This is a genomic window from Delftia sp. WSY_10 (assembly GCF_043104705.1).
In the GTDB taxonomy this organism is placed as follows: domain Bacteria; phylum Pseudomonadota; class Gammaproteobacteria; order Burkholderiales; family Burkholderiaceae_C; genus Comamonas; species Comamonas tsuruhatensis.
Window position 1 is genome coordinate 50,289 of record NZ_JBICKY010000058.1, and the last position, 26,861, is coordinate 77,149.

The window sequence follows — 26,861 nt, forward strand, 5'->3', positions numbered from 1 at the left end:
AAACGGCCTCTTGCGCCCTCAGCCCTTCGGTCCGCCGCAAGGCGGGACTCCAGGCTTTTTACTTCTGCGACCTATTTTTTTCTTGAAAGGAACACCCGCATGTCGCTCACCAAAACCGGCAAGAGTGGTCAGAAATTCATCGCGCGCAACCGTGCGCCGCGCGTGCAGATCGAGTACGACGTCGAGATCTACGGTTCGGAAAAGAAGGTGCAGATCCCCTTCGTGATGGGCGTGCTGGCCGATCTGTCGGGCAAGCCCGTCGATCCGCTGCCCGAGATCGCCGACCGCAAGTTCCTGGAAATCGACATCGACAACTTCGATGCGCGCATGAAGTCCATCAAGCCCCGCGTCGCCTTCCAGGTGGACAACACGCTGACGGGCGAGGGCAAGCTCAACATCGACCTGAGCTTCGAGAGCATGGAGGACTTCTCCCCCGCCGCCATCGCGCGGCGCGTGGGCGCGCTCAACTCGCTGCTGGAGGCACGCACCCAGCTGCACAACCTGCTGTCCTACATGGACGGCAAGCAGGGCGCCGAGGAGCTGATCGGCAAGGTGCTCAAGGACCCTGCGCTGCTCAAGTCGCTGGCCGCCGCGCCCAACATCACTGCCCCGCAGGCCTCGGGCCCTGCATCCGAGGCTTGAGGCAGCACATCAGGAAGGCAAGCACGTCATGAATACCGCAACCCAACTCGAACAATCGACCCAGGCGCTGGCCGGCAGCGAATTCGGCAGCCTGCTGCAAAAGGAATTCAAGCCCAAGACCGACCAGGCCCGCGAAGCCGTGGAAGCGGCCGTGCAGACGCTGGCCCAGCAGGCCCTGGGCTCGGCGATCACGCTGTCCAACGATGCCTACCAGACGGTGCAGGCCATCATTGCCGAGATCGACCGCAAGCTGTCCGAGCAGATCAACCGCATCATCCACCACGACGACTACCAGAAGCTCGAAGGCGCCTGGCGCGGTCTGCACCACCTGGTGACCAACACCGAGGTGGACGAGATGCTCAAGATCCGCGTCATGAACATCTCCAAGAAGGAGCTGCACCGCAACATGCGCCGCTTCAAGGGCGTGGGCTGGGACCAGAGCCCCGTCTTCAAGAAGGTGTACGAAGAGGAGTACGGCCAGTTCGGCGGCGAGCCCTTCGGCTGCCTGGTGGGCGACTACCACTTCGACCACAGCCCGCCGGACGTGGAGCTGCTCGGTGAAATGGCCAAGGTGGCCGCCGCGGCCCACTGCCCCTTCATCTCGGGCGCGGCGCCCGCCATCATGCAGATGGAATCCTGGCAGGAGCTGGCCAACCCGCGCGACCTGACCAAGATCTTCACCAACACCGAGTACGCCGCCTGGCGCAGCCTGCGCGAGTCCGACGACGCCAAGTACATCGGCCTGGCCATGCCCCGCTTCCTGGCACGCCTGCCCTACGGCGCGCGCACCAACCCGGTCGATGAATTCGATTTCGAGGAAGAAACCGACAGCGGCGACCACGGCAAGTACTGCTGGGCCAACTCGGCCTACGCCATGGCGGTCAACATCAACCGCTCGTTCAAGTACTACGGCTGGTGCACCTCCATCCGCGGCGTGGAATCGGGCGGCGCAGTGGACAACCTGCCGGCCCACACCTTCCCCACCGACGATGGCGGCGTGGACATGAAGTGCCCCACGGAAATCGCCATCAGCGACCGCCGCGAGGCCGAGCTCGCCAAGAACGGCTTCATGCCCCTGGTGCACCGCAAGAACTCGGACGTGGCCGCCTTCATCGGCGCCCAGTCGCTGGCCAAGCCCGCCGAGTACTACGACTCCGACGCCACGGCCAATGCCAACCTGTCGGCGCGCCTGCCCTACATGTTCGCCTGCTGCCGCTTCGCGCACTACCTCAAGTGCATCGTGCGCGACAAGATCGGCTCCTTCCGCGAGCGCACCGACATGGAGCGCTGGCTCAACGACTGGATCATGAACTACGTGGACGGCGACCCGGCCAACTCCTCGCAGGAAACCAAGGCCCGCAAGCCCCTGGCCGCCGCCGAGGTGCAGGTGCAGGAAGTCGAGGGCAACCCCGGCTACTACACCTCCAAGTTCTTCCTGCGCCCCCACTACCAGCTGGAAGGCCTGACGGTGTCGCTGCGCCTGGTGTCCAAGCTGCCTTCGGTCAAGCAGGGCGCGAAGTAAGACGATGTCGCCGGCCGGCTGCGGCGGGTCGGCGGCAGCGGTACCTGATTACAGGAAAGATGCATTTTGTTGTACGCCAGAAGCCATTCCATGCCCTAAGAAAATCATGAAAAGATTGCTGAAATATTTGGTCTGGGCATTTTTTGCGGTGATTGCCGTGAGTCTGGCATTGTGGGTTCCATATGGTCTGACCCCAAAAATGATTGGAACATCCATTAGTCCGCGGCAAGTCTATCGACTGGAGTACTACGATGCATCTCCTTTGCAACGACTTTTCCACATGGATATGAAACTACCTGGATTCGTTCGACTGTATCGAATCAATCCTGAGACATTGATGGAAGAGAGCAAAGTGGTTGATCTATGGATCAACGGACAGTTATATTGGTACCTCAATCCTCCCATCAGTACCATTCAGGTTGGCAGAGATGTGGTTTTTGAAGGTATTCCACCTGAATGCACGGACTGTCCTCCATTGACCGAAAAACAAATAATTCCTTGAAACTGCCATCTTTCGCAAAAATAGCAAACCTAACCTGAGATATTTTATATTTCTCAAAAATTAAAGGGATAACATGGGGAGCATTCTTTCGATAGATACCGAATCATTTCAGCGTGACTTACAAAGTCACTTGGAATCATTGAACGCACCAAAATACCAGACTCCGGTATTCAAAATTCGGGATATACCGGCCGTGATGCGTACACGCATGGGGTGGCCTGTGGCAGCAAAACTAATGGAACGATGGTTCAATGGGGCGGCCTACAAAATGCCGACATTGGCAAAGAGAAGCCTGGATCCCTATCGCCTGAGTCAATTGCCATCAGTTCATCTGGATGAAACCAGTGTCACCATGAAATGGGCATTAGGATTCGAGCGAGTAAAAAATGCCCAAGAAACTTTAAAGAACAAATGGAACAGCCATGCCGGGATTGAGCAGCTGAAACGTCGAATTAAAAACCAGGAAACTGCACATTCAGGACAAAATATTTGGCGCTTTGGCAACCTGAACAATCCCGCAAAAATCCTCGAAGACACCTGCCAGGTGAATTTCCTGGTATTTGGCAAGATGCTGGATCCCATGGACGATTTCTACGGTGCCATGGGCGAGTCTCAACTCAACCTGGCTGTATCTGGCTTGGTCACCACAGAGGAGCCGGGCAAGATGTCCGTGGAAATTGATGAACTTGGGTTCTACCTTCGTGATTGCTATGACTTCAATGACAGTGACTCATTAGTTTCGCAGCCTCTGGGCTGCTGGGGTTTCCAGGGTGTGGATTGCTGGGGTGGCGCACGTCCTGGCGTCAACATAGGCCAGGAGACGGCAAACGTACCTCCAGACGAGGCGCAAAGGCGCAAATACATAGTACAGAACAAGCATTTCCTGGAATGGAGGGATAAGAACGGCCATGGTGGGGACTTCATGGTTCTTTCGGATGTGCACCGCATGCGCCTGCCGGTTCCTCTGAAATTTTCATGGTGAAACGCGTGTCACCAACAAGGCTTTTCAGCAATATCTCCAAATCAAGAATCAAGAGAAATCAAAAGGATATTTTCATATGCCCTGGAATGTAGACAACGCCGTCGCCACCCTGCAGACCAATGCCCGCGCCAGTTCCGCCGGCTACTGCGCGCGCTATGTGCGCGATGCGATCGGCGCTGGCGGCATCGCACTGCAGCGCACGCGCGATGCCAAGGACTACGGCACCAGCCTGGTGGCCGCCGGCTTCACACGCTACGACGCCATGCCCGAAGGTGGCTACAAGAAAGGCGATGTGGCGGTGATGCAGGGCTTCACCTCATCGCCGGCCGGCCACATGCAGATGTTCGACGGAAGCGTCTGGATCTCGGACTTCAAGCAGAACGGCTTCTGGGCAGGCCCCGGCTACCGCACCCACAAGCCCGCTTTCAAGATCTACCGCCATCCCTGATGCGCCTGATGCGCCCATTGAGCCACGCCATGAACGCCTGTTCCAAAACCTTCTTCACCCTGCTGCTGGCCGGCACGGCCTGCGCCACGGTGCAGGCCGGCCCCGCCACGACAACGACGGCAGCAACGGCAGCGGACATCACCACCCTGTTCACCGACGCCCTGCATTGCCGCATCGAGTTTCCCGATGGCCGCGACGAAGCGCTGGCCCAGCGCCTGCGCGCGCAGGGCGTGACCGTGGTGGACCGCGCGCCGGGCGAAAGCCTGGACCTGCTCTACCTGTTTGCCACGCCGCTGGAGATCGATGGCACGCAGGTGTCCTCCATCACCGTGCGCGGCGGCAGCGGCAGCATTGTCGCGGCGCGCGCCACGGGCAGCCTGCAGGCCCTGGTCCAGCGCACCAAGGCCCGGCCGCAGGCGCGCAGCAGCTGGGATCTTGAAGGCTTTGGCGAGCTGCCCGCCCAGTACGCACGCGCCATGCCGCTCAGAAAGGGCCTGGACGAGACGCCACCGCGCATCGTCATCGGCCATGTGGCCGGCGAGGCGCCCGACGCCGTGCGCTGGGGCTGCCGCTCCTACGACGACTGACCGGGGCGCAGCCGCACCCCGCCCCTCTCTTTTTCCTGCGTTTTCACCATGCCCCTGCCCAGCTTCACCTCACAGCTTTCCCTGGACGAGCAACTCAAGGCCCTGAAGGACCAGATCCGCCAGGCACCGGCCTCGGCGCCCCTGCGCGTCTACTACTTCCAGCTGCTGTGCGTGCTGGGCGAATGGCAAAAGGCGCTGGAGCAGCTGCAGCTGTGCGCGCAGCTCGACCCTTCGTGCGAGCCCATGGCGCGCGCCTACCGCGAGGCCATCCGCTGCGAGGTGCTGCGCGCCGAGGTCTTCGCCGGCAAGAAAAAGCCCTTTCTCATGGGCGAGCCCGCGCAATGGCTGGCCTGCCTGATCGACGCCCTGGCCCATGAAGGAGCGGCCGCCCAGGACCTGCGCGCCCGCGCCCTGGACGAGGCGCCCGCCACGGCCGGCCACATGGGCGAGCACCGCTTCGAATGGCTGGCCGACAGCGATACCCGCCTGGGACCCGTGTGCGAGCTGCTGGCCCACGGCAGCTACTACTGGCTGCCCTTCGACGCCATTGCACAGATCGGCTTCGAGCCCGTGCAGGACCTGCGCGACCTGATCTGGCTGCCCTGCGAGGTCACGCTGCGCGAGGGCGGCGCGCTGCAGGGCTTCATGCCCGCGCGCTATCCGCTGGCGCCCGGCGATGACGACGCCGTCCGCATGTCGCGCCGCACGCAGTGGAGCCCGCTGGACTCAGGCTCCTCCGAGCCTGACGAATCCTCGGGCCACGTGGCCGGCCACGGCCAGCGCACCTGGGTCACCGACTCCGAGGACTTTCCCATGCTGCAGGTGCGCCAGCTGGCGCTGGACACCGCCACGCGATGACGGAGCAAGCCATGCACGGAACAGTCGCCCCCGCGTCCCCGCAAGCCCTGCGCTGCCCGTTCTTGCTGCTGGCTGCCTTGCTGTGTCTGGGCCCGTGGCCTGCATCGGCCTCCAGCCACGGCCCGGCCAATGCCCTGCGCTGCGGCTGGTTCGACAACCCCACGCCCGCCAATGCCTCGTTGACCGATCGCGATACCGAATGGACCGTTGGCGTGCAGGGCGGCCATCAGGTCCAGGGTGACTGGCCCCGCTTTGCAAACCGTGACTGGGTGCGTACCGGCCATGGCAGCCACGGCTATGGCTGCGCCTGCATGAAGGTGTCCACCGATGACAAGGAGCAGATCGTTCAGATCTTCTCTGCCCGTTCGCGCCCTCTTTCCGCCTGCCGCCAAGACCCGGCGTTGAAGGCGAAGGAGCCCGTGACCCCCCTGGCGGCTGCCCGGCCGGCCGGTTCCTGAAGAAACAAGCCATGCGCCCCAGTCCCCTCAACCCCATGCCCACGCTGCGCACGCGCCAGAACCAGGCGACCGCAGCCAAGGACCGGCTGCAGCCCGCCCTGCTGGACCGGCTGACCGACCATGAGCCCCATCTGCGCACCGAGCGGCCCGATGCGGTCTTCGTGAACGAATCCCGCCTGCGCGAGGCCCTGCTGCGCGACCTGGGCTGGCTGCTCAATGCGCGTGATGCCTGGGACCACGTGGAGATGGAGGGGCTGGAGCATGTGCAGCGTTCGGTCATCAACTACGGCATGCCGCCGCTGGCCGGCCAGCTGCTGTCCGAGCTGGACTGGAGCCATGTGGAGCGCAGCATCCGCGAAAGCATCCTGGCCTTCGAGCCGCGCATCCTGCCCAAGACGCTGGCCGTGACGCTGCTGGCCTCCACCGAGCAGCTCAACCACCACAACACGCTGCAGTTCGAGATCCGCTGCCAGTTCTGGTCCATGCCCTATCCGCTGGAGCTGCTGCTCAAGACCAGCCTGGACCTGGAGACGGGCCAGGTCTCGCTGCAAAACCTCAGGGCCTGAGCCCGGACGCCGCCACACACACCATGAATCCCCGCCTCGTCGAGTACTACAACCGCGAACTGGCCTATCTGCGCGAGCTGGGCGCCGAGTTCGCTGCCGCCTTTCCCAAGGTCGCGGGCCGTCTGTCGCTGCACGACACCGATGTGGCCGACCCCTATGTGGAGCGCCTGCTGGAGGGCTTCAGCTTTCTGAGCGCACGCATCCAGCTGAAGATGGACGCGGAGTTCCCGCGCCTGTCCCAGCGCATGCTGGAAATGGTCTGCCCCCATTACCTGGCGCCCACGCCATCCATGGTGGTGGTCCAGCTCAAGCCCAGTGCCAAGGAAGGCAACCTGGTCGATGGATTCACCCTGCCCTCGGGCAGCGTGCTGCGCACCCACAAGGTGCAGGAAGAGCAGACCATCTGCGATTTCCGCACCGGCGGGCCGCTGACGCTGTGGCCGCTGGAGATACGCCAGGCCCGCCTGGGCGGCCCGGCGCTGGACCTGCCCCATGCGCTGGTGCCCCAGCTGGGCGAGGCCGGCGGCCACCTGCGGCTGCAGCTGGCCACGCTGGATGCCTCGCAGTGCATGCAGGTGGCGCTGGACCAGCTGTGGGTGTACATCCATGCGGGCGACGTCGTCGCTTCCCATCTGCAGGAGCTCATCCACACGCAGACGCTGGCCATCGTGGTCCACCACCCGCAGGACCCGCGCCAGGTCTGGGACGTGCTCCCGCCCGATGCGCTGCGCGCCGAGGGCCATGACAGCGAACAGGCCCTGATTCCCTATTCGCACCGCGCCTTCCAGGGCCACCGGCTGCTGCACGAGTACTTCGCGTTTCCCGCGCGGCAGCGGTTCTTCTCGATCAACGGCCTGTCGCGCAGCATGCGCCGCATTGCCCACGACGGCGTGGGCATCACGCTGCTGCTGCGCCGCGCCGCGCCCACGCTGGAGCCGCAGATCGACGCGGCCAAGCTGCTGATGCACTGCATTCCGGCCATCAACCTGTTCGAGTACACGGCGGACCGCCTGCACGTGGCCTCCAACGTGCACGAATACCACGTCGTTGCCGACCGCATGCGGCCGCTGGACTTCGAGGTCTACGGCGTGCAGGCCGTCACCGGGCACCACGAAGGCAAGACGCAGGACCGTGAATTTGCGCCGCTGTACGCATCCACTCACGGCCTGCACTCCACCGAGCAGGCCTACTTCACCACGCGGCGCGAGCCCCGGCTGTTTTCCGAACGCAGCCTGCGCAGCGGCCCGCGCACGCAGTACCTGGGCTCGGAAGTCTTCATCTCGCTGGTGGACCAGCGCGAGGCGCCGTTCTCCGACGAGCTCAAGCAGCTGTCCATGCATACCCTGTGCACCAACCGCGACCTGCCCCTGCTCATGCGCGTCAACCAGCCGGGCGGCGACTTTGCCCTTCAGGAGTCGGCACCGGTGGACTGGGCCCGCGTCATCGCCGGCCCCAGCGCCCCGATACCGGCCGTGGCCGATGGCGGCCTCACCTGGCGGCTGATCTCCCACCTGAGCCTGAACTACCTGGCCATGACCGACCTGTCCGACGAGGAAGGCGCCGCCACGCTGCAGGAGCTGCTGCGCCTGTACCTGGACCTGGGCAACCACCAGCTGGCCGGACAGATCGCCGCCATCCAGGGCATGCGCATCGAACCCATCACGCGCCGCCTGCCCCAGCACCGCCAGCTCGTCTACGGGCGCGGCGTGGGCGTGCACCTGAGCGTGGACGAGCCGGCCATGGCCGGTGTCAGCCCCTGGCCCCTGGCCAACATGCTGGAGCGGTTCTTTGCCCGCCACGTGGGCGTCAACAGCTTCACCGAGCTGCAGCTGCACTCTCGCCAGCGCGGCCCCGTCGCGCACTGGGCGCCACGCCCCGGACAACGGCCCGGCATATGAGCAACGCCGCGCACGCTCCCCTTGCCCAGCCGGTGCCCGATCAGGACCCGGAGCTGCCCACCGTGCAGGCGAACGCGTCCGAGGACGCTCGGGCGCGCCTGTTCTGGCAGCGCCTGAGCGCCAGGCCCTACCAGTTCGACCTGATGCACAGCTTGCGCTACCTGCAGGCGCGCCACCCCGGCCTGCCGCGCCTGGGCCAGGCCACGCGCCCCAAGGACGAACCGCTGCGCCTGGGCCAGGACCCGTCGCTGGCCTTCGCGCCCGCCACCATCGCCGAGATCCTGCCCTCGCGCGCCGGCGAGCCCGAGCGCATGACGGTCTGGAACTTCGGCCTCTACGGCCCCAACGGACCGCTGCCCACGCACATCACCGAATACGTGCGCGAGCGCCTGCGCCAGCATGACGACGCCACGCTGGCGCGTTTTTCCGACATCTTTCACCACCGCATGCTGCTGCTGCTGTTCCGCGCCTGGTCGGACGCCCAGCCCACGGCATCGCTGGACCGCCCCGGCGAGGACCCCTTCGGCCGCTACATAGACAGCTTCATCGGCACCGGCCTGCCCAGCCAGCGCGCACGCGACGACGTGCCCGACCACGCCAAGCGCTTCATGGCCGGCCACCTGACCCGCTGGACACGCAATCCCGAAGGCCTGTGCCAGGCCCTGTCGCACTACTTCCAGATCCCCGTGCGGCTGGAAGAAAACTGCCTGCACCACCTGGAGCTGGAACCCGGGCAGCAGACCCGGCTGCAAAGCCGCCCCTGCAACTCGCGCCTGGGCGTGGATGCCGTCGTGGGCTCGCGCGTGCCCGATGCGCAAAGCAAGTTCCGCCTGGTGCTCGGCCCGCTGGGCCTGGAGCAGTACCAGCAGCTGCTGCCCCAGGCCGCACTGTTCCAGACCCTGGTGGACTGGGTGCGCAACTACCTGGGCATCGAATACGCCTGGGACTATGTGCTGGTACTGCGCCGCCAGGAAGTGCCTGCCGCCCGGCTGGGCAGCAGCACCCAGCTGGGCTGGACCACCTGGCTCACGCATGCCGAGCCCGCACAGGACGCGCGCGACTTCCGCATGGACCCCGAAGCCTGGCTGCGCCAGCGCCGCCAGCCCGTGCGGGGCCGGCGCCCCGGCCCCGGCCCCAGTCCTCGAGCCACTGAATCACCGAACCACTGAATCACCACTTCCCTGCTCGCACACATGCCCACCGTACAGATCAAGTTCCCGCACAACGCACCGGTTCCTTCCACGCTGACGCTGGTCGAGGGCAACCGCCTGCGCGTCAAGATCGAGGCCGTCGCCAAGACCTACAAGCTGGGCGCCAGGATCGATGCGCCCAGCATTCTTGCGGCCCAGCCCCCCGTACACAACGCCCGCGCCGACAGCTGGCAATTCGACTTCGTGGCGCAGCAGCCCGGGCTCACCAAGCTCAGCATCGTGGCGGTGCAGGGAAGCGGGCTCAGCGTCATGCCCGCAGCCATCACCGTGCAGGTGGAGAAGAGCATTTCGCTGCCTGCAGAGAGCACGACGGAGGGGATGCTGGCAAGGCTGTTCCTGGCGGAGAACACCTCGCCCGCACTCGGTGGCTCAAGCTGGCGAATTGAAGACATTCGGACTTCCATGCAATGGATGCGGCGCGTGATCGAAAACCGCCTCAAGAGCCCGAATCCCGGGGATTTCATGGCACGTGGCGCCACCAGCGAAAAAGACATCGTCATGGCAAACGACCGTGGATCGGTCCAGTTCCACGGGTTCAACCTGTATCCCACGCTGCCATCCGAAATGGCAGGAAACCTTCAAAAGTATCTCCAGAACGCCAACAACGGCCTTCACCCGCAGCGCAAGGCCTATCTGGATTTTGTGCAGGCCGCCATCGACATCGCCCAGGCGCCAGTGCCCCCGGACCCCACATCCACAGGGCTCTTCGGTTGGAAAACCACTGAAGCCCCCCAGCCAGGCCCCGAATTCCGCGAACACAAGACCCTGTCCGGCAACACGTTCTACACCCATACCCGCTTGCGCAAGAAGGACTGAAGCCCATGCCTGAACTTCAACAAGCCCTCCTGCGACTGGGCTCCCCCAGCCACCACGGCCATTGCGCAATGCCTGCCCTTGCCAAGCCGGCCAGCGTCTCGGTCGGTCTCGCACGGGCAGCGTGCCTGACCCTCCTCGCAGTCGCAAGTTGGCACGCTGTCGCTGCAGCACCGGCAGACACAGCCGATGCCGCACCAAAACACGCCGCGGCCGCCGACTTCTCGCGCCCGGCCTCTCACCACGTGGCATCGGTTGCGGCCCTTCGCAACTATCTGCAAGCCAAGGACGAAGCCAACAACACCCGGAAAGCCCAGAGCAGGCAGCACTTTTGCTTCGTGCAGCAGCACAACCGCACCGTAACCCCTGCGCGCTCATCGGTCTGGATGGTCTGGCTGGAAGGCGGCCAGATCGCCAATCTGGGGCAGCGCCGCTTCACCGCCAAACCATCGCCGGATGAAGCGCAATGGGACGGCGATGCCTTGGCCGAAGCCAAGGCCATCCACCTCGCGACCGACGTTCGTGAAACGGCGCAGGAAACGACCGGCAGCAGCATCCTCGTCGAGCGTGCCTGGGTGGACCTGCTGCTGGCGCAGTGCAAGGCCAAGGGCCGCACCATCAAAGTGGCTCCTGCCCGATAGCCGAATGCCGCATCTCCACCAATCCTGGTTGCCGCCCAGCCGGATGTGCCGGATGGCCTGTCTGGTGGCTGCGCTGGCCCTGCCCGCAACAGTCCTGGCTCAGGCCAATGCTGCGGCAGACAACGGCAGCCCTGCGCCAGCAGCCTCCCAGGGTCTCCCTCCTGACGACTTCTCACGTCCCGTCAAGGCCAGCATCCCTTCGCCTGCCGTACTGCGCGCCTACCTTCGACTCAAGCTGCAGTACGCAGACACATCCTTGGCGGGAAGGCGTCAGCACTTTTGCTTTGTCCAGCAGCGCTCCGCGCCGCCCGAAGATCCAAGCCCCTTCGTCTGGATGATCTGGCAAGACGGCGGCGAGATTCTCAGCCTGGGCTCGCTGTTGGCCCCGGCACATGCCACGCCGCAGGAGGCCGAGGAGTACGGCGAAGGCATGGCGCGCAACAAATCCATCCGCCTGGCCACTGGCGTCCGTGAAACGGCGCAGGAAATCACCGGCAGCAGCTTCCTCGTCGAACGCGCCTGGGTCGACCGGCTGCTGGCGCAGTGCCAGGCCAAGGGCCACAAGGTCGAAGTCCGCCCCCGCCGCTAGCCGGCATGCCCGGCCCCCATTCATCCACTCTTTTTCCGCACCCAAGACCCATGACAGAAATCAGCCGCCAATCCCTCTTCGGCAAGCTCAACCCGCTGCTGTTCAAGTCGCTGGAAGGCGCCACCGTGTTCTGCAAGCTGCGCGGCAATCCCTATGTGGAGCTGGTGCACTGGCTGCACCAGCTGCTGCAGGAAAACGATTGCGACCTGATCCGCATCCTGCGCCACTTCGACATCGCCTCCGACCGCCTGGCCGCCGATGTGCTGCGCCGCCTGGACCAGCTGCCGCGCGGCGCCACCTCGATCAGCGACTTTTCCGAGCACATAGAGACCGCCATCGAGCGCGGCTGGGTCTATGCCACGCTGATGTTCAACGACAGCCAGATCCGCAGCGCCTATCTGCTGTCGGGCATGGTGCGCACGCGCTCGCTGGCCAATGAGCTGCGCTCCATCTCGCGCGAATTCGACAAGATCTCCGAGCCCGCGCTCAGCGACGCCTTCGCCCGCCTGCTGCCCGACTCGCCCGAGGCACGCATGCGCGCGGCCGATGGCAGCGGGCTGGAAGGCACGCCGGGCGAAGCCAGCCAGGCCACGGGCGCCGCGCCCGGCCAGGGCGGCGCGCTGCAGCAGTACACGGTGGACCTGACGGCCCGCGCCAAGGCGGGCGAACTGGACCCTGTCACGGGCCGCGACGACGAAGTGCGCCAGATAGTGGACATCCTGCTGCGCCGCCGCCAGAACAACCCCATCCTGGTGGGCGAGGCCGGCGTGGGCAAGACCGCCGTGGTCGAAGGCCTGGCCCTGCGCATCGCCCAGGGCGATGTGCCGCCGCCGCTGCAGGGCGTGGAGCTGCGCGTGCTGGACGTCGGCCTGCTGCAGGCCGGCGCCAGCATGAAGGGCGAATTCGAGAACCGCTTGCGCGGCCTGCTGGACGCCGTGCAGTCCAGCACCACGCCCATCGTGCTCTTCATCGACGAAGTCCACACCCTGGTGGGCGCGGGTGGCCAGGCCGGCACGGGCGATGCCGCCAACCTGCTCAAGCCCGCCCTGGCGCGCGGCACGCTGCGCACCATCGGCGCCACCACCTGGGCCGAGTACAAGAAATACATCGAAAAAGACCCGGCCCTGACACGCCGCTTCCAGCTCGTTCAGGTGCACGAGCCCGACGAGCCCCGCGCCGTGGACATGCTGCGCGGCGTGGCCGCCAAGCTGGAAAACCACCACCAGGTGCGCATTGCCGCAGACGCCGTGGCCGCGGCCGTCAGCCTGTCGCACCGCTACATTCCCTCGCGCCAGCTGCCCGACAAGGCCGTCAGCCTGCTGGACACGGCCTGCTCGCGCGTGGCCATGGCCCTGCATGCCACGCCCGCCCAGCTGGAAGCCGTGCAGCGCCGCATCGAGGCCCTGGGCGTGGAGCAGGAAGTGCTGCTGCGCGAGGCCGCCCTCGGCCTGCCCACGGCCGAGCGCCTGCAGGCGCTGGAAACCGACCTGGCCGGCCTGCGCGAGCGCCAGGCCACGCTGGCCGAACGCTTTGGCCAGGAAAGCGCGCTGGCCCGCCGCATCCTGGAAACCGAGGCCGCCCTCATGGGCCTGAATCCGGCCGTCTTCTCCACCGGCGCCGCCGCAGACCCGTCCGCTGCGGCACCGGAAACGGCCGCCGAAGCCACCTCAACCGAACCTGCCGAGCCCCCCAGCGTGGCCTCGCTGGAAGCGCTGCGCCGCCAGCTCGCCGAGCTGCAGGGCGATTCCCCGCTGCTGCAGCCCGTGGTCGATGCCGGCGTGGTCGCAGCCGTCGTGGCCGAGTGGACCGGCATTCCCGTGGGCCGCATGGTGCGTGACGAGGTGCAGTCCGTGCTCTCGCTGGCAGACACGCTGGAGAAGCGCGTCATCGGCCAGCGCCACGGCCTGGAGGCCATCACGCGCCGCATCCAGACCTCCCGCGCGCGGCTGGACGATCCGAACAAACCCATTGGCGTGTTCCTGCTAGCCGGCCCCTCGGGCGTGGGCAAGACGGAAACCGCCCTCTCCCTGGCCGAAGCCCTGTATGGCGGCGAGCAAAACCTCATCACCATCAACATGAGCGAGTTCCAGGAGGCGCACACCGTCTCCACCCTCAAGGGCGCGCCGCCCGGCTACGTGGGCTACGGCGAAGGCGGCGTGCTCACCGAGGCCGTGCGCCGCCGCCCCTACAGCGTGGTCCTGCTCGACGAAATCGAGAAGGCCCACTCCGACGTGCACGAGATGTTCTTTCAGGTCTTCGACAAGGGCTGGATGGAGGACGGCGAGGGCCGCTACATCGACTTCAAGAACACCGTCATCATCCTGACCTCCAACGTGGGCTCGGACCTGATCGCCAACATGTGCCGCGACCCGGACCTGGCTCCCACGCCGGAAGGCCTGGCACAGGCCGTGCGCCAGCCGCTGCTGCAGACCTTCCCCGCCGCGCTGCTGGGCCGCCTGACCGTCGTGCCCTACTACCCCATCTCCGACGCCATGCTGGAGCAGATCATCCGGCTGCAGATGCTGCGCATCCAGCGGCGCATCGAGGAACGCCACGGCGCGCAGTTCAGCTTCGATGAAGCAGCCGTGGACCTGGTGCGCCGCCGCTGCAGCGAGGTCGAATCGGGCGCGCGCATGGTGGACGGCATCCTCACCCAGAACCTGCTGCCGCGCATGGCTACCCACTTCCTGCAGGCCACCGTGCAAGGCCAGGAACTGCAAAGCCTGCATGCCGGCGCCAGCGGCGACGACTTCACGCTGGACGTGCGCACCCGCGCTGCGGAGCCGGCATGAGAAGGCACCGCCTGCCACGCGCCGCCACGGCAGTGATCGCAGCAGCTCTGCTGGCCGCCCCGGCTGCGCAGGCGCTGGACCTGGGCGCCATCGGCCAGGCCGCCGACACCGTGCAGCGGGCCTCGGGCGCCGCCACAGCCGGCCAGCAGGCGCTGGAGGCCGGCCGCAGCGCAGCCAGCACGGCCACCAACGCGGCCACCGGTGCCGCCAGCGAGGCCCGTGCCTGGTGGGAACGCAACCAGGCCCAGCCCGAGGCGGCACAGTCGCCGCCCTCCGGCGCCGCCCCCGTGCAGGACGACCAGGGCGGCCCACGCCGCGTCATGGCCGTGCTGGGCGACGCCTGGACGGACAGCGCCCGGCGCGGCCAGGCCGTGGTCGCGCTCATGGACCAGGGGCCGTACCTCGTGCAGCGCCAGGCCGCCCATGTGGCGCCGGCCAAGTCGCAATGGCTGGCCCTGCCGCGCGGCGACAGCACCGGCGTGGCCATCGAACTGCCCGGCGACCCCGACGGCACGACCTATGACCTGTCCACCGGCCGTGCCCGCCCCGGGGGCCGGGGCGTGCGCATCTTCGCCCTGTCCGTCCACGCCGACGTGCCCCAGCGCGCGGGCCGGCGCAGCCTCGACGCCATAGAGCAGCACGCCATGCTGCGCGCCAGCTCGGTGCGCACCGAATGGCCGCGCCAAAGCGGCGACATCCTGGAGCCCACGGGCGGCAAGCTGCTGGTCTGGGCCAGCGATGCCACGCAGCGCTTCCCTTCCGGCTTTGGCGCCGACGGGCGCCTGTTCACCGCCGACGACCCCATGGTCACCCTGCCGCGCGGCTACACCGTGGTCACGCTGGAGCCGCAGGGCCTGCGCTTCGACCGCGCCCGGGAAATCGCCCTGGCCTTCCACGCCGTCCAGCCCGCGCAGGACATCGACCTGTCCCGCCTGGGCGCAGGCGATGCGGCCCAGGCCCTCATCGGCCTCATTGCCGAGCGCCACCCGCTGGCCGCTGCCAGCGGCTTTGATGCCGGCAAGCTGCGCGCCGACTACGGCCAGCGCCTGCAGACCGCCGCCGAGCGCGGCGACAGCGCCGCGCAGGCCCAGGCCCTGGCAGAAATGGGCCAGCGCCTGGGCGATGGCCAGTACCGCGTTCTGCTGCCCGGCGGCCAGGCCTGGCCTGCCCGCACAGACCGGGGCCTGTCCCCGCAGCTGCTGGCACGCGGCAGCGTCAACCTGCCCATGCCGCGCACCTGGCTGCGCGAGGACGGCCGCATCGCCATCACCAGCGTGGCGCCAGGCTCTGCCGCCGCCAAGGCGGGCCTGCAGCCCGGCAGCGACATCCTCGCCATCGAAGGGGAAAGCCCGACCCGCTACCTGGACCGCATTGCCCCCGCCTCGCTGCGCGCCGGTGCCGAAGCCCGCCGCGCCGACCTGCTGGCGCTGGACCTGGGCACGCCCGCCACGCTGAGCCTGCGCACCGCAGCCGGCGCGCCCCCGGCCAGCCAGGAGCAGACCCTGCGCCTGGACGCCGCCCCCGCCGCAACCACGGCCCTGCCTGCGGCCGAGCCCGCCCTCGCCTCCTTCCTGCTGCGCAGCGCCCAGGGCGGCAACCTGGCCTACATCGCCCTCGACAGCTTTGCCGACGGCGCCACCGGCCAGCTCAGCCGCTGGGAGGGCGCCCTGGCCGCAGCCACCCAGGCCAGGGTCACGGGCCTGGTCATCGACCTGCGCGCCCACCGGGGCGACGACGCCTACCAGCTGCTGCCCCACATGCTGGCCTCGCTCTACACACGCGACAAGCCGCTGCGCATGCAGGACGCCGCCCAGCGCCTGTTCGACCCCGCCGCCCGCGTCTGGCGCAGCCGTGGCGGCCTGGGCCTGCCGGCCCAGCTGCCGCTGGCCGCCTCGGGCACGCCCTTCACGGCCCCCATCGCCGTGCTCACAGGCCCGGGCTGCGCAGGCCCCTGCGAACTGTTCGCCGCCTGGCTGCAGCACAGCCAACGTGCCGACATCGTCGCCACCAGTGCCACGGCTGGCGCCACCGGCCCCGCCACGCGCGTGCACCTGCCGGCCGGCTTCATCGTGCAAGTCCCCCTGCTCGCAGAAACCGGCCCCTCTGGCGGCAACAACCCCGCCGCACAGGCCCAAGGCGTGACCCCGCGCCTGCGCGTGCCCGTGGACGCGGCCTTCACCGCCTCCATCCAGGCCGGCGGCGACCCGCTGCTGGACGCCGCCGTGCTCCACCTGGATCGCAGCCGCACCGCGCAGGCGTCGCGCTAGACCCACAAGCCCTTGCCGCCATGCCACCGCACCTGACCCCCGCCCGTTTCGTGACTTGTGCAGTCATGGCTGCCAGCGCGCTGGCAGCGGGCTGCTCGTCCAGCACCGACCAGATGCGGGCTGCCCTCGCTACGCCAGTTAAGGTCGAAGCCACCGGGGAGCTGCGGCTGTATGGCGCGGATGGCCGGCAGACCCGGGTGTTGAACCAGGCAAGCCTGGCCGGCAGCGTGCTGGCCCGGAGCCAATCCCGCACGCTGAACCCGGACCAGCCCGGAACAGACAACGACTGGTTCAACGTAGCCCTGACGCCGGACGGCCTGGCGGTTTTCACCGACCGGCGCGGCAACTACCAGTTCGTTGCGCTGGGCCAGTCCTTCGACAGCGCCCCTGTCATGGATGGCGCCCAGGATGACGCCGACGGCGCCCGTCCGGGACTGGTGTACGCAGCCCGATAGCAGCAAAGGACCTTCCAGCCACCCCATGCAAGCCCTTCATCGACCGGCGCACCCAGGCCCTGCCATCCAGGCCTGAAGCCCCGACCCCTCTTCCACCCCAAGCACCGCGAGATCCGACACCATGACACGCAGAGTCACCATCAACACCCCCCTGGCAGACCAGCTGCAGCTGCGCCGGCTGCAGGGTCGCGAGGAAATCAGCCATCTGTTCGCCCTGGAGATCGACCTGCTCAGCGAGGACGACAGCATCGACCCCAAGGCCCTGCTGGGCAAGGGCGCCACCGTGGTGGTGGAGACCCAGGACGGCGGCAAGCGCTACATCGACGGCCTGGTCACTGCCTTTGGCATGCGCGGCCAGGACGAGCACCGCAACTTCCTGTACCGCGCACGCCTGTCGCCCTGGCTGTGGCTGGCCACGCGCCGCAGCGACTTCCGCATCTTCCAGAACAAGACGGTGCCGGACATCATCAACGAGGTCCTGGGCATCTACGGCCACCCCATGCAGCAGCGCCTGACGCGCTCCTACCGCACCTGGGAGTACTGCGTGCAGTACAACGAGACGGACTTCCAGTTCGTCTCGCGCCTCATGGAGCACGAGGGCATCTGCTACTACCACCAGCACAGCGCGGGCCAGCATGTGCTGACATTGGGCGACGATGTCATCGCCTCGCACGACCCGCTGCAGGGCGGCGCCGTCATCCCCTTCCACCCGCCGGGCAAGGCCGCCGTGGCGCGCGAGGAATGCATACACGCCTGGGAACTGCACCAGCGCGTCAAGCCCGGCCGGCACTACAACGACGACTACGACTTCAAGAAGCCCCGCGCCGAGCTGTCCAACATGCGCCGCAACCCGCCCGGCCACGCGCACGACGCCTACGAGATCTACGAATGGCCGGGCGGCTACACCGAGACCGGCGACGGCGAGGACTACATCCGCGTGCGCCTGCAGCAAAGCCTCACGCGCCAGAGCACGGTGCAGGGCCGCTCCAACCACCGCGCCATGGCGCCGGGCTACACCTTCACGCTGGACAACTATCCGCGCGGCGACCAGAACCAGACCTACCTGGTCACGGCGGTCGACTATGCCTTCGAGGAGAACCCGCGCGTCAGCGACGGCGGCAGCGGCGAAGGCTCGGTGCAGAAATTCGTGCTCCAGGCCCAGCCCACCAGCCTTCCCTTCAAGCCCCAGCGCATCACCGCCAAACCGCGCACCACGGGCCCGCAGACCGCCGTCGTCGTGGGCCCCGCAGGCGAAGAGATCTGGTGCGACCAGTACGGCCGCGTCAAGGTGCAGTTCCACTGGGATCGCATCGGCGGCATGAACGAGAACTCCAGCTGCTGGATGCGCGTGGCCACCAGCTGGGCCGGGCCGGGCTTTGGCGCCGTGCACATCCCGCGCATCGGCATGGAAGTCATCGTGGACTTCCTCAACGGGGATCCTGACCACCCCATCGTCATGGGCTGCGTCTACAACGCCTCCAACATGCCGCCCTGGGCACTGCCGGCCAACGCCACGCAATCGGGCATCAAGACCCGGTCGAGCAAGGGCGGCGCCCCAGGCGCGGGCATGAAGAACGGCCAGGGCGACGCCAACGCCATCCGCTTCGAGGACAAGGCTGGGCAAGAGCAGCTTTGGCTGCACGCGCAAAAGGACCAGCTCACCGAAGTGGAGAACGACGAGGACAAATGGGTGGGCAACGACCGGCGCAAGACCATCGACCGGGACGAGACCAGCGTCATCCACCGCGACCGCACCGAGACCGTGGACCGCGACGAGACCATCACCGTGCACAACAACCGCACGGAGCGTGTGGACCACAACGAGAAGATCAGCATCGGCGACAACCGCAATGAAGACGTTGGCATCGACGAGAACATCTCCATCGGCAAGAACCGCAGCAAGACCATAGGCCGCAACGAGAAGGACAAGATCGGCAACAACTGGTCGATCAAGGTGGGCAGCTTCAAGACAGAGACCATCGGACTGGCCTACATGCAGAACGTGGGCCTGGCCAAGATGGTGAACATCGGCGCCGCCTACAACGTCAACGTGGGCGCGGCCATGGTGGTGAATGTGGGGCTGAGCCAGAGCACGACGGTGCTCATGAACCGCAGTGTTTCAGTGGGTCAGAACCAGTCCACCAGCGTGGGCAAGAACCGCACCGACGACACGGCCGACAACCATACGGCGACGGTCGGCAAGAACTCCGCCACCACCGTGGGCGAGGTGCAGACGATCACGGTAGGCAAGGAAATGGCCATCACCGTGGGTGACGCCATCGAAATCAAGTGCGGCAAGGCCGTGTTGCGCATGACCAGCGACGGCACCGTGCAGGTCAACGGACAGACGATCTCCATCAGCGGCAGCTCCAAGGTGACCGTTTCCTCCCCTGACAGCCACATCAACCCCGCTTGAAGGAAATCCCATGGCAATCGCACAAAAACGCCTTCCTGCCAAGCCATCCGACGTCGATGAGGCGCAACGCCTGCCGTCCAACGTACAGCTCCTGGCCGGGCAGGTCGTCGAGGTACTGGGGCAAGACCTCTATCTGGTGGCGTACACGCACGATCCCGCACTTTCGGTGCAAGCGCCTGCGGGCGTGCTGCTGCCGGTTCTGGTTCCGGGAGATGAGGTTTTGCTGGCAGTCCAGCCGACGGGGCGTGCCACGATCACCGCAGTGCTCTCACCCGCACCCACGGCGCCATGGGGACAAAGGAGCATCCACCTACAGTCGCAGGACTGCATCACGCTGGCCTGCGGGCAGGCCACGCTGAAACTCACGGCCCAGGGGCTTGCTCGCCTGGTGGCATTAACGATTGAGCAAGATGCGCGGGATCTGCTTGATCTGGACGCGGCCGAAGTCCGCATCAATTGAAGGCTGGCTCAGAGATGGATCTGAACACTTTCAAGACCACTGAGCACATGCGCGGCAAGCGTGTGTCGCCATATGAGGATCAGGTGCCCATGCTCGGGCTCGATGATCAGCGTGTCGAATTCCGGGCGTGCAGTGCCACGTTCACCGCGGAGCACCCAGCTCAGTTGCGGCCGGATCGCAGGCACGACGGTAGTGCCCATGCCCTGCGCGCTCAGGTTCATCCAGGCGATCTTCGTTCCTGGCTGCACCTGCTCGCGCCTGAACTGCATCCGGGGATGGGCGCAATTCCACGCGGCGGGATCAAACGAAGCCGGCATGCGCGTGAGAAGGCCTGGCGATGCGTCAACCTCCTTGCCCGTATAGCTGCCCCAGAGGGCGCGACGCGGCAACCAACTACGGCCTATGCAGCCGAAGCCGGCCGGCGAAACCCGGTCGACTGCAGAGCGAACCGGATCGTCAGGCCATTCGAGCTGATGCATGGGCTCGCCTTCCCGGGGCAGTCCTGCACTGAAGCCTGCTCCGATCGGATTGGCTCCGTGGAATACCTCCGGCTTTTCGGCATCCGCTCCCCCGAAGGCAAGGTTATAGGTAACAGGGACTTTCAAGGCGGGCTCCACCTCCTGTGCCAGGGGCAGCACTCCCAGGCGTCGGCGCCAGACCCGCTTGCCAAAGACTCTTATGACGCGGCTTTCACCGCCCACGGCCAGACCCGCATCGAAGTGGGCAGCGGGCTTGCCACCAGGAGCGTAGGCATAGCCGTTGAACAGCACATCCACCCGAGACTTGTGCGGAGCGATATCGGCCTCGTGGCGTACCACACCAATGGGTCCCTCCGCGCCAAAGAACTCATCGCCGCGAAACACAGGTACTGCATTGCCCTGGGCCACCGCGCGCCCTTCGAAATCCAGCGTGGCCTTGATCACCACGGTGGAGCACAGGGTGCCGTCGGCCCCATGTCCCGGCAGTATTTCCGCAGCAAACGGCGTCAGATTGTCCAGCATCGCTTGGGTTCCTCCTGGGGCGCATTGTCCCCCATGCATTCTCTTTCCGAGGGGGCTGCCAGGCTCTTTTCATCATGACCGTCATCGACCTTCCCATTCCCAGAGCCATCGACATTCCTGTGTCGGCCCAGCCGGCAGCGCGCATGGCCCGGACCCTGGTAACCCAGTACTGGCGCCGCTCCCATTTGCTGCAGCGTCCCGCGTCGCGCCCCGACGCATTTGCCGTGTTCGACGACAGCATCGTGCAGGCGCTGAGCGGCCTGAAGCAGCACCTGATGCACGCACCCGAGCTGGACCATGCCTGCCAGCACGCCATCGAAACAGCTGGCGCTGAAATCCTGGATGAGCCCTCCCGCATCTTCGCACTGGCCTGCCTGCAAGCCCTGCACCTGCAACGCAAGCACATTCACGATGGGCTGGAGCGAACGCTGGGAGCCCATCTCCAGGCCCAGCCGAACGCGGTATTCAACGCCATGCGGTTTTGCTTCGACAACACCGTCGCCGAATACTTCACCTGGCTGCTCTCCCAGGGACAGCACAGGCAGAGCGCGCCATTGGCACAGTTGCTCCAGCGCCTCGCAATTTCCCGGCCGGCTGTCAGCGACGAATTCGCACAAGCCATCTCTGCATGGACATCCGGTCTGCCGGGCGGCCTGGCGGCCCTGTGTGATTGGCGATGCACCGGGCGTGGCGATGAAACCAAGGCCATCGCAGCCACGCAACAAGACAGCGATGCGCAGGCCGCCTTGCTGGCGCTGGCGCTCATGGGCAGCCGGCAGGAAACGCCTGTGGCACGCACTCTTTTGGCCCGGATGCCGCATTCCACCGTGGCCTTGGCCCTGCTGGCCGCCAGGGATGGACATGCGCTGGCAAGCGCCTTGCGGGAAGGCCGGCATCCCCAAATGCCCTGGGGCCTGCAGGTATATGCGGCCTCACTTGTGGGAGACGTTCCCCTGCTTCGCCAGCTCGCTGCCCATACGGCCTGGGACGACGAAGAGGCATGCCGCACCCTGGCTGACGCCACGGCCCTGCTCACAGGAGAACCCGCCGACATTGCCTTTGACTTGGGTCACGAGGCATCGGGCCGCTCCGCCACCATCGACGCCGCTTTGGCCGCACTTCCTCTGTCAGGGCCGGCCCTGCGTCTCGGACGCCCCCGCACGCAAGTGGTTCTGCAGGAGGCCGTGGCCATGGTAGGCGCGCCCTTGCGCCACCTGCTCTATCTGGAGCACCTCTCACGCGTGGGCGCAGCGCTGTGGATCGAGGCCGACGATCTGGCCGTCGTTCAGGCCCTGGCCTGCAGCACGGCCTCCGTGATCGAACGTGCGGCATTCAACATCGGCAGGGCACAACCATGAACCCTCTCGTCATCGCGGCCACTGGTGCATGCACCCCCATCGGGACCCGGGCCTGGCAGACCGGCTGCGGCTTCTTTGCTCGCCAGTCGAGCTTTACCCGGCAGGCCATTACCGGCCAGGCCGAGCACCGTGCCACCGTATCCCGGGTGCAAGCCATTGATGCAGCCTGCAAAGGAACGGAACGCCTGATCCGGCTCGCAGCCCCTGCCCTGCACGAAGCGTTGCGCGGCCAGCCGGCGCCTGCCGCAGGCTGGCCGCTGCAGCGGCCCATCCCCCTCTTCGTGGCACTGCCCGACTCCTTGCCTGAACTGCCGGGCTGGATAGACGCCGGCCGATTCGCACTGGAGCTTCCCCGCGCACTGGACCTCGCCGCAGAGTTCCTGCCCATCAAGGTCTACCCGGGCGGCGCAGTGGCAGGCGCCGATGCGCTGTCGCAGGCCTATCGTTTCATGCACGACAACCCCTCGGTGCCCGAAGTGATCATCGGCGGAGTGGACAGCTTCGTGGACACGGAGATCGCGGACGTGCTCTACCAGCGTCGCTGGGCCAAGGTCAACGGCGTCTGCGAAGGCTTCATTGCCTCGGAAGGCGCAGCATTTGTACGGCTGTCCCGCAAGCCGGCCACTGCAGATTTCGTCACGGTCTATCCACCATTCTTTGCAGACGAGCCACGCTCACGCCTGGACAGCGACACCCTGCCCGATGGCCGCGCACTGATCGAGGCCAGCCACGGTGCGCTGAAGGCAGCGCACATGCCGGTCAACGCCCTGCACTCCTATTGGTCCGACATGGATGGCTCGGCATGGCGGGGCGCAGAGCTGGCCAGCCTCTCCGCGGCGCTGGCGTCACAGGGCGGCCTGCCGCAAGCCCAGGACCCGGCAGCATTGCTTGGTCAAATGGGCGCGGCCTGGGCGCCTCTCATGCTCAGCCTGTTCCATGAGATGCGCCAGTGGCTGACGCACCCCGTCATGCCGTCGCCCCTGGCAGGCCACGCAGGCCTGCTCACGGTCACCGGGCTGAACACCCGCGTGGCCGCCTGGAGCGCCACCTGGAATCGCCATGCCCGCACGGCAGGAAGATCTTCCGCAGCCGGGCGGCGCCAATCCTCCATTTCCCAAGAGTCCTGAGTCCATCCATGGCCACCTACGTCAACGACCGCCGCGCCATCCACGAAGGCCGCAATCCGGCCATGATTCCTGGCCCGATCAACCCCGTCTTTCCCAAGCCCCAGGGACCACCGGTTCCCATCCTCAACATGGCCCATGGCCCGGGCCTGAAGAACGGCACGGCCACGCTCAAGATCGATGGGCACCCCGTGGCCGTTGCCGGCAGCCGCTTCGAGTCCATACCCGCCACGCCCGACAAGCTCGGTGGTATCGCGGGCGTGCGTTCTGGCGTTGTCGGCGGCGCGGCCGAGCCCACCAGCTACAGCAGCGATACCAAGTTCGAGAGCCGGGGCAGCGTGCGGTCCTTCGACACGACCAAAAGCAACGCCATGGTCATCAATCCTGGCTGGGCCATGCGCCTTGCCATGAAGGCGCTGCCCGGTCCCTATGACCAATTGGCGCAGAAGGTGATCGAAAAGCTGCCGGGCGCCTTCTCCGGCCAGTTGTCGGCCCTTGGAGAAAGCCTGACCGATCCCAGCGCGCTGATCGGGCCCGCCCTCAAGCTCGTGGGCAAGCTCATTCCCGGCGTCAACCTCGTCGTCGGAGGGGCCGCCATGGCCCAGGCGGCCGAGCAAGTCGCCGAACTCGCCCAGGAAATCCAGGAGCTGCTGACACCGCCCCTGACCGACGAGAAAATCGACCAGATCGCCGAAGTGATCGCCGATGGCGTGGCCGCCATCACCATCGGCTTTGTCCTTGGCAAGATCGCCCAGCGCGCCAAGTCGCGCCGCAACCCCGTGGCACAGCGCACGGACAACAGCGTCAATCCCAACACGCAGGGCAATATCATCGATAACGCCTCCAAGGGAAGCATTGCCACGCCACCGACCTGCGAGCTGGGCACATGCCATCCCGTGATCTTTGCCACAGGCACCAAGATCCTGCGCGACACGGATTTCGAATTGCCCGGCCCCATGGCCCTGACCTGGCAGCGGTACTACCGCTCCAGCGACCGCCGTCCCGGCTGGCTTGGATGGGGATGGAGCACGCCCCTGTCCACCGAACTGGTGCTGGTCCACGATGCGGTGCACTACTACGACGCCCGCGGGCGCCGCATACAGCTGCCCGTGATTGCCGCAGGTACCAGCCACTTCGACCCGCGCGAAAAAATCACCGTCACCCACCACCAGCAAGGCGGCTGGAGCGTTGAAAGCGCCGATGGCACCCGGCACCTGTTCGCCCCCCCGGCCACCGGTCAATGGCGTCTGCCACTGGTGCACTTGGTGGACCGCAATGGCAACACCATCAGCCTTCACTACCCGGCCTACACTGCCACAGGCATCGATGGCCGCGCGCCCCGCCCGCTGGGACTGACCGACAGCGCTGGCCGCAAGCTGCGCTTCACCTGGAGTGAAAACCAGGGACCCTCCGGCCCGCTGCTGCAGGAGATCCACCTGGAATCCCGTGTGATCGACGGCGTGGAACAGGTCGGCGGCCTGCTGGCACGCTATGCCTATGGGACGGATGGCAACGTCCCGGATGACGCCCACGCCAACCTCCAGTCCGCCACGGATGCCATGGGCGGCGTGGCGCACTATCGCTATCGCCAGCACCTGATGGTGGCCTACAGCAGCCGCACCGGCTTCACCTACCACCAGGAATGGAGCCGGCTTGACGCGGGCGGCCGTGTCGTGCGGACCTGGACCGACGAGCCCGGCACGCTGGACACCCGCTTCGACTACGACCTGGGCCGCCGCACCACCCATGTCACCGACGCCCTGGGCCGGCGCAGCAGTTACGAATACAACGCCCGGCATGAGGTCGTCGCCATCGTCGAACCCGGGCCGGATGGCCAGCCCGTCCGATCCGAGACGCGCATGGACGCCGCCGGCAACCCGCAACAGGCGCGGGACGCCATGGGGCGCACCACCCGCTGGCAATTCGACGGCCAGGGCAACCTGCTGGCCGTCACGGACGCATCGGGCGCCACCACCCGCCTCAAGTACAACCGGCTCAACCTGCCTGAAGAAGTCACCGACGCGCTGGGCCATGTCTGGCGGCAGGCCTACGACGCCCAGGGCAATCTGGTCGAGCGCCTGGACCCGCTTGGCCACGCCACGCGCTGGAAATACGACACGCGCGGCCTGCCCGTCGCCATAGAAGACGCGCTGGGCAAAACCCGCCATCTGCAGTGGGACGAAGCCGGACAGCTCGTGGCCTACACCGACTGCTCGGGCCAGGTCACGCGATATGCGTGGGACATCCTGGGCAACCTCGTGGCCTCCACCGACGCCCTGGGCCAGACCACCCGCTACCTTCACGACGCGCTTGGACGCCTGCGCCGGATGTGGGGCGCTGATGGTTCCGAACATCACTATGCCTACGACCCCCAGAGCAACCTGCTTTCCTACACCGACCCGCAAGGCGCCATCACCCGCTACACCTACAACGGCCTGGACCAGCCCGTGGAGCGCCGCGATGCGCTGGGCGGCACGCTGCGCTACCGCTATGACGCCGTGGGCAGGCTCATCGCCCTGCAGAACGAAAACGGCGCCGTCACCAGCTTCACCTACGACGCCGCAGACAACCTGATCGAGGAAACCGGTTTTGACGGCCGCATACAGCGCTACCGCTACAACGCCGCCAGCGAACTGACCGAACTGCACGAGCGCGATGCCCACCAGCCCCCGGACACGCCCTACGATCCACGGCCCGACGCAGCCCTGCCCAAGCGCACGCTGTTTCGCAGGGATGTGCTGGGCCGCCTTGTCGCCAAGATCCACGTGGGCAGCGACGCGGCAGGTAATGGAGACGGAGGAACCACCACCTATGGCTACGACCTGCTGGGCCGCATGCTGCATGCCAGCAACCCCGATGCGCACGTGCGCTTCGCCTACGACGCTCTATCGCGGCTGGTGGAAGAGACCCAGGTACATATGGCGCCCAGTGCAGACGAGCAGGCGCTGGCGACCTACAGCTATCGGCACGCCTACGACGCGCTGAGCAACCGCACGGACTGCTGGCTGCCCGGGGGCCGCCACGTCCAATGGCTCTACTACGGCTCGGGCCACCTGCACCAGATCCTCGCCGACGGCCAGGTGCTCAGCGACATCGAACGCGACGCCCTGCACCAGGAAATCGAACGCACCCAAGGCACGCTGACCAGCCGCTATGGCTGGGACCCCATGGGCCGCCTCACCTCGCACAAGGTCAGCCAGCAAGGCGCACTCCAAGGTCAGCCCGGCAGGCCTTCACCCCAGGCCCTCTGGGACCGGGACACTCCCCTGCC

23 protein-coding genes are annotated in these 26,861 nt (G+C 66.5%); 22 read left to right on the plus strand and 1 reads right to left on the minus strand.

Annotated elements, in window-relative coordinates:
- The first annotated feature begins 99 nt into the window (after positions 1–99).
- The 19 genes from tssB to ACF8ML_RS28520 all read left to right on the plus strand — a co-directional run bounded on the left by tssB (position 100) and on the right by ACF8ML_RS28520 (position 20,107).
- Positions 100–642, plus strand: coding sequence for a type VI secretion system contractile sheath small subunit (tssB, locus tag ACF8ML_RS28430; RefSeq protein ID WP_012205675.1), 543 nt, complete (start codon positions 100–102; stop codon positions 640–642).
- 28 nt (positions 643–670) lie between these two features.
- Positions 671–2,164, plus strand: a complete 1,494-nt coding sequence (tssC, locus tag ACF8ML_RS28435) for a type VI secretion system contractile sheath large subunit (RefSeq protein WP_012205676.1) — start codon at positions 671–673, stop codon at positions 2,162–2,164.
- Between the two features lie 106 nt (positions 2,165–2,270).
- Entirely contained in the window at positions 2,271–2,666 is a 396-nt protein-coding gene (locus ACF8ML_RS28440) for a hypothetical protein (RefSeq protein WP_392408583.1), read from the plus strand.
- Positions 2,667–2,739: 73 nt separating this feature from the next.
- Complete coding sequence (locus ACF8ML_RS28445; protein WP_392408584.1) at positions 2,740–3,648, plus strand: DUF6402 family protein; 909 nt, start codon at positions 2,740–2,742, stop codon at positions 3,646–3,648.
- A gap of 76 nt (positions 3,649–3,724) precedes the next feature.
- The gene (locus ACF8ML_RS28450) at positions 3,725–4,096 is read left to right on the plus strand and encodes a hypothetical protein (protein WP_013802359.1); all 372 of its coding nucleotides are present in this window, start codon (positions 3,725–3,727) and stop codon (positions 4,094–4,096) included.
- Positions 4,097–4,125: 29 nt separating this feature from the next.
- Positions 4,126–4,683: a hypothetical protein gene (locus tag ACF8ML_RS28455; RefSeq protein WP_392408585.1), complete on the plus strand. Its 558-nt coding sequence runs from the start codon at positions 4,126–4,128 to the stop codon at positions 4,681–4,683.
- Between the two features lie 48 nt (positions 4,684–4,731).
- Complete coding sequence (locus tag ACF8ML_RS28460; RefSeq protein ID WP_046986249.1) at positions 4,732–5,541, plus strand: type VI secretion system accessory protein TagJ; 810 nt, start codon at positions 4,732–4,734, stop codon at positions 5,539–5,541.
- Positions 5,542–5,552: 11 nt separating this feature from the next.
- Positions 5,553–5,999, plus strand: coding sequence for a DUF4087 domain-containing protein (locus tag ACF8ML_RS28465; protein ID WP_133073822.1), 447 nt, complete (start codon positions 5,553–5,555; stop codon positions 5,997–5,999).
- A gap of 11 nt (positions 6,000–6,010) precedes the next feature.
- The gene (gene tssE, locus ACF8ML_RS28470; protein ID WP_012205683.1) at positions 6,011–6,565 is read left to right on the plus strand and encodes a type VI secretion system baseplate subunit TssE; all 555 of its coding nucleotides are present in this window, start codon (positions 6,011–6,013) and stop codon (positions 6,563–6,565) included.
- Positions 6,566–6,588: 23 nt separating this feature from the next.
- Positions 6,589–8,463: a type VI secretion system baseplate subunit TssF gene (gene tssF, locus ACF8ML_RS28475; protein ID WP_016446993.1), complete on the plus strand. Its 1,875-nt coding sequence runs from the start codon at positions 6,589–6,591 to the stop codon at positions 8,461–8,463.
- A complete protein-coding gene (gene tssG, locus ACF8ML_RS28480) occupies positions 8,460–9,632 on the plus strand; it encodes a type VI secretion system baseplate subunit TssG (RefSeq protein ID WP_046986248.1) in 1,173 nt (390 codons plus the stop codon). The genes tssF and tssG overlap by 4 nt, the downstream gene beginning before the upstream one ends.
- A gap of 24 nt (positions 9,633–9,656) precedes the next feature.
- A complete protein-coding gene (locus ACF8ML_RS28485) occupies positions 9,657–10,490 on the plus strand; it encodes a hypothetical protein (RefSeq protein WP_016446995.1) in 834 nt (277 codons plus the stop codon).
- Between the two features lie 5 nt (positions 10,491–10,495).
- Complete coding sequence (locus tag ACF8ML_RS28490; protein ID WP_392408586.1) at positions 10,496–11,128, plus strand: hypothetical protein; 633 nt, start codon at positions 10,496–10,498, stop codon at positions 11,126–11,128.
- A gap of 334 nt (positions 11,129–11,462) precedes the next feature.
- Positions 11,463–11,717, plus strand: coding sequence for a hypothetical protein (locus ACF8ML_RS28495; protein ID WP_392408588.1), 255 nt, complete (start codon positions 11,463–11,465; stop codon positions 11,715–11,717).
- A gap of 50 nt (positions 11,718–11,767) precedes the next feature.
- Positions 11,768–14,509, plus strand: coding sequence for a type VI secretion system ATPase TssH (gene tssH, locus ACF8ML_RS28500; RefSeq protein WP_392408590.1), 2,742 nt, complete (start codon positions 11,768–11,770; stop codon positions 14,507–14,509).
- Positions 14,506–16,776, plus strand: coding sequence for a S41 family peptidase (locus tag ACF8ML_RS28505; protein ID WP_047328068.1), 2,271 nt, complete (start codon positions 14,506–14,508; stop codon positions 16,774–16,776). The genes tssH and ACF8ML_RS28505 overlap by 4 nt, the downstream gene beginning before the upstream one ends.
- 50 nt (positions 16,777–16,826) lie before the next feature.
- Positions 16,827–17,231: a hypothetical protein gene (locus tag ACF8ML_RS28510; protein ID WP_392408592.1), complete on the plus strand. Its 405-nt coding sequence runs from the start codon at positions 16,827–16,829 to the stop codon at positions 17,229–17,231.
- A 121-nt stretch (positions 17,232–17,352) separates the two neighbouring features.
- The gene (locus tag ACF8ML_RS28515; RefSeq protein ID WP_047328066.1) at positions 17,353–19,647 is read left to right on the plus strand and encodes a type VI secretion system Vgr family protein; all 2,295 of its coding nucleotides are present in this window, start codon (positions 17,353–17,355) and stop codon (positions 19,645–19,647) included.
- Positions 19,648–19,657: 10 nt separating this feature from the next.
- Entirely contained in the window at positions 19,658–20,107 is a 450-nt protein-coding gene (locus ACF8ML_RS28520) for a hypothetical protein (RefSeq protein ID WP_017405412.1), read from the plus strand.
- Positions 20,108–20,115: 8 nt separating this feature from the next.
- Here ACF8ML_RS28520 and ACF8ML_RS28525 read toward each other — a convergent pair whose 3' ends face one another.
- Positions 20,116–21,108, minus strand: a complete 993-nt coding sequence (locus ACF8ML_RS28525) for a DUF2169 domain-containing protein (protein ID WP_043790639.1) — start codon at positions 21,106–21,108, stop codon at positions 20,116–20,118.
- Between the two features lie 74 nt (positions 21,109–21,182).
- On the opposite strand from ACF8ML_RS28525, the gene ACF8ML_RS28530 reads away from it, so the two are divergent.
- The 3 genes from ACF8ML_RS28530 to ACF8ML_RS28540 form a co-directional block, all read left to right on the plus strand.
- Complete coding sequence (locus ACF8ML_RS28530) at positions 21,183–22,466, plus strand: hypothetical protein (RefSeq protein WP_046239313.1); 1,284 nt, start codon at positions 21,183–21,185, stop codon at positions 22,464–22,466.
- Positions 22,463–23,593, plus strand: a complete 1,131-nt coding sequence (locus ACF8ML_RS28535) for a 3-oxoacyl-ACP synthase (protein WP_046239312.1) — start codon at positions 22,463–22,465, stop codon at positions 23,591–23,593. The genes ACF8ML_RS28530 and ACF8ML_RS28535 overlap by 4 nt, the downstream gene beginning before the upstream one ends.
- 8 nt (positions 23,594–23,601) lie before the next feature.
- Positions 23,602–26,861, plus strand: a 3,260-nt coding sequence (locus ACF8ML_RS28540) for a DUF6531 domain-containing protein (protein WP_392408595.1), incomplete at its 3' end; no start/stop codon positions are given.

Bases quoted from the DNA above. Each gene is read 5' to 3' on its own strand.
- tssB (WP_012205675.1), top strand. From the start codon at position 100: ATGTCGCTCACCAAAACCGGCAAGAGTGGTCAGAAATTCATCGCGCGC.
- tssC (WP_012205676.1), top strand. From the start codon at position 671: ATGAATACCGCAACCCAACTCGAACAATCGACCCAGGCGCTGGCCGGC.
- ACF8ML_RS28440 (WP_392408583.1), top strand. From the start codon at position 2,271: ATGAAAAGATTGCTGAAATATTTGGTCTGGGCATTTTTTGCGGTGATT.
- ACF8ML_RS28445 (WP_392408584.1), top strand. From the start codon at position 2,740: ATGGGGAGCATTCTTTCGATAGATACCGAATCATTTCAGCGTGACTTA.
- ACF8ML_RS28450 (WP_013802359.1), top strand. From the start codon at position 3,725: ATGCCCTGGAATGTAGACAACGCCGTCGCCACCCTGCAGACCAATGCC.
- ACF8ML_RS28455 (WP_392408585.1), top strand. From the start codon at position 4,126: ATGAACGCCTGTTCCAAAACCTTCTTCACCCTGCTGCTGGCCGGCACG.
- ACF8ML_RS28460 (WP_046986249.1), top strand. From the start codon at position 4,732: ATGCCCCTGCCCAGCTTCACCTCACAGCTTTCCCTGGACGAGCAACTC.
- ACF8ML_RS28465 (WP_133073822.1), top strand. From the start codon at position 5,553: ATGCACGGAACAGTCGCCCCCGCGTCCCCGCAAGCCCTGCGCTGCCCG.
- tssE (WP_012205683.1), top strand. From the start codon at position 6,011: ATGCGCCCCAGTCCCCTCAACCCCATGCCCACGCTGCGCACGCGCCAG.
- tssF (WP_016446993.1), top strand. From the start codon at position 6,589: ATGAATCCCCGCCTCGTCGAGTACTACAACCGCGAACTGGCCTATCTG.
- tssG (WP_046986248.1), top strand. From the start codon at position 8,460: ATGAGCAACGCCGCGCACGCTCCCCTTGCCCAGCCGGTGCCCGATCAG.
- ACF8ML_RS28485 (WP_016446995.1), top strand. From the start codon at position 9,657: ATGCCCACCGTACAGATCAAGTTCCCGCACAACGCACCGGTTCCTTCC.
- ACF8ML_RS28490 (WP_392408586.1), top strand. From the start codon at position 10,496: ATGCCTGAACTTCAACAAGCCCTCCTGCGACTGGGCTCCCCCAGCCAC.
- ACF8ML_RS28495 (WP_392408588.1), top strand. From the start codon at position 11,463: ATGATCTGGCAAGACGGCGGCGAGATTCTCAGCCTGGGCTCGCTGTTG.
- tssH (WP_392408590.1), top strand. From the start codon at position 11,768: ATGACAGAAATCAGCCGCCAATCCCTCTTCGGCAAGCTCAACCCGCTG.
- ACF8ML_RS28505 (WP_047328068.1), top strand. From the start codon at position 14,506: ATGAGAAGGCACCGCCTGCCACGCGCCGCCACGGCAGTGATCGCAGCA.
- ACF8ML_RS28515 (WP_047328066.1), top strand. From the start codon at position 17,353: ATGACACGCAGAGTCACCATCAACACCCCCCTGGCAGACCAGCTGCAG.
- ACF8ML_RS28520 (WP_017405412.1), top strand. From the start codon at position 19,658: ATGGCAATCGCACAAAAACGCCTTCCTGCCAAGCCATCCGACGTCGAT.
- ACF8ML_RS28525 (WP_043790639.1), bottom strand. From the start codon at position 21,108: ATGCTGGACAATCTGACGCCGTTTGCTGCGGAAATACTGCCGGGACAT.
- ACF8ML_RS28530 (WP_046239313.1), top strand. From the start codon at position 21,183: ATGACCGTCATCGACCTTCCCATTCCCAGAGCCATCGACATTCCTGTG.
- ACF8ML_RS28535 (WP_046239312.1), top strand. From the start codon at position 22,463: ATGAACCCTCTCGTCATCGCGGCCACTGGTGCATGCACCCCCATCGGG.